The organism is Hyphomonas sp. UBA3601, assembly GCF_002375605.1.
In the GTDB taxonomy this organism is placed as follows: Bacteria; Pseudomonadota; Alphaproteobacteria; order Caulobacterales; family Hyphomonadaceae; genus Hyphomonas.
Window position 1 is genome coordinate 1 of sequence record NZ_DFME01000093.1, and the last position, 1,859, is coordinate 1,859.

A 1,859-nucleotide genomic window follows, 5' to 3' on the forward strand; every position below is an offset into this window, starting at 1 on the left:
GGCTCGGTCGGCTGGGCACAGGGCTATTCAGAGCCGGGATCAGGATCAGACCTCGCATCGCTCCAGTTCAGCGCCGTGCTGGAAAACGGGACCTATACGCTGAATGGCCACAAGATCTGGACCTCGGCCGCCCAGCATGCCGACTGGATCTTCCTGCTAACGCGCACCTCCAATGAGGGGAAGAAGCAGGAAGGGATTACCTTCATCTGTTGCCCCATTGATGCGCCCGGCGTGACGGTGAAGCCGATCATCACGATTGATGGCAAGCATGTGCTGAACGAAGTTTTCTTCGACAATGTCACCGTGCCGGAAGAGTTTCGCATCGGCGAAGAGGGTAAGGGCTGGACCTATTCGCAGTACCTGCTCGGGTTTGAGCGCACCTCCTATGCTCGCATCGGCGGCAAACGGGCCATGTTGCGCCATGTGCGCGAGATCGCTCGCTCCTTGCCTGAGAGCGGCAATTACCGCCTGATCGATGATCCGGGCTTTGCGCAAAAGCTGACCCAAGCAGAAATGGCGGTGGATGGCCTGGAGATGACTGTCTTCCGCATCCTCTCCGCGCTCTCCGCAGGCGGATCACCGGGCGATGCCGCATCCACAGTCAAAATCCTGGCAACCACGACCCACCAGCAGATTACCGAACTGATGCTGGATGCCGTCGGCCATTTCGGACAGCCCTTCGGCAAGAGCGGAGATCTGCCCCCAAGCTTGCCAGCCCATGCCGCGCCCGACGTCGCGACATATTTCGGAGGGCGCGCCCAATCGATTTATGGCGGCACCAACGAGATCCAGCGCAACATCATCGCAAAGAAGGCGTTGGGTCTCTAGCGTCCATCTGATCAGAAATCGTAGGCAATACCCTTGCGTTCCCAATCGCCATACCGAGTCGGCTCAATCTTGCGAGGGCCGCCACGCTCATTCTCCGGCAGCTTAGAGACGTCCTCAGCCATCTCGATTCGACGCGCATCTGCTTCTTCCAGCGCGCGGCGCGCCTCTGGTCTCAGGGTCTCGCGACGCGCGATTTCGGCCGCATCAGGAAAGTCCGGTGTGCTCATCTGCACTCCCCATTTCGTTAACAATCCCCATATAGGTTTCTGGGGAATTTAAACATCCCCCGACTGAAACCACTGGAGACGTGTCACCCATGGGTACCGCAAAAACCTTCATGTTACTGGCTGCGCTAACCGCGCTGTTCATGGCGGTCGGCTATCTGATCGGCGGTGTTCTCGGCATGGCAATCGCCTTTGTCGCTGCCGCTGGCATGAACGTATTTTCATGGTGGAATGCCGACAAGATTGTCCTGCGCATGCAGGGTGCCAAAGAGGTCACGCCGGAGACCTCCTCCCCCATGCTGCGCACATTTGCGGGTGATGTGGCCCGCATGGCAGAACGCGCTGGCCTGCCTGCACCGCGCGTCTACATTATTGAAACACCGCAACCGAATGCCTTTGCGACCGGGCGCAATCCCGAAAACGCCGCCGTCGCCGCGACGTCTGGCCTACTCGGCTCGCTGACCCGCGAGGAAGTCGCAGGCGTCATGGCGCACGAACTCGCGCATGTGCAAAACCGCGACACGCTGACCATGACCGTTACCGCAACAATTGCGGGTGCGATCGGCATGTTGGCAAATTTCGCGCTGTTCTTTGGCCGCGAGCGGGCAGGCCTCATCGGCTCTCTCGCAATCATGATCTTCGCGCCGATGGCGGCCGCCCTTGTGCAGATGGCCATCAGCCGATCACGGGAATACGAGGCCGACAAGCGAGGCGCAGAGATTTGCGGCAATCCGCTCTGGCTGGCCTCCGCGCTTCAGAAGATCGAACGCGGTGCCCGCGCCTCGGTCAACATGGCGGCCGAGCGTA

The 1,859-nt window shown here is 60.1% G+C and carries 3 protein-coding genes; 2 read left to right on the top strand and 1 reads right to left on the bottom strand.

The annotated features are described in order from the left end of the window. Positions 1-828: acyl-CoA dehydrogenase family protein (locus B4F73_RS09595; protein ID WP_290483112.1), on the top strand; the 828-nt coding region annotated here is incomplete at its 5' end. 11 nt (positions 829-839) lie between these two features. On the opposite strand, the gene B4F73_RS09600 is transcribed toward B4F73_RS09595, so the two are convergent. Continuing rightward, positions 840-1,055 carry a DUF1674 domain-containing protein gene (locus B4F73_RS09600; protein WP_290480127.1) on the bottom strand — a complete coding sequence of 72 codons (216 nt, stop codon included), beginning with the start codon at positions 1,053-1,055 and terminating at the stop codon, positions 840-842. A gap of 89 nt (positions 1,056-1,144) precedes the next feature. On the opposite strand from B4F73_RS09600, the gene B4F73_RS09605 reads away from it, so the two are divergent. Continuing rightward, on the top strand, positions 1,145-1,859 hold a 715-nt coding region (locus B4F73_RS09605; protein WP_290483113.1), incomplete at its 3' end, for a M48 family metalloprotease.

Bases quoted from the DNA above. Each gene is read 5' to 3' on its own strand.
- B4F73_RS09600 (WP_290480127.1), bottom strand. From the start codon at position 1,055: ATGAGCACACCGGACTTTCCTGATGCGGCCGAAATCGCGCGTCGCGAG.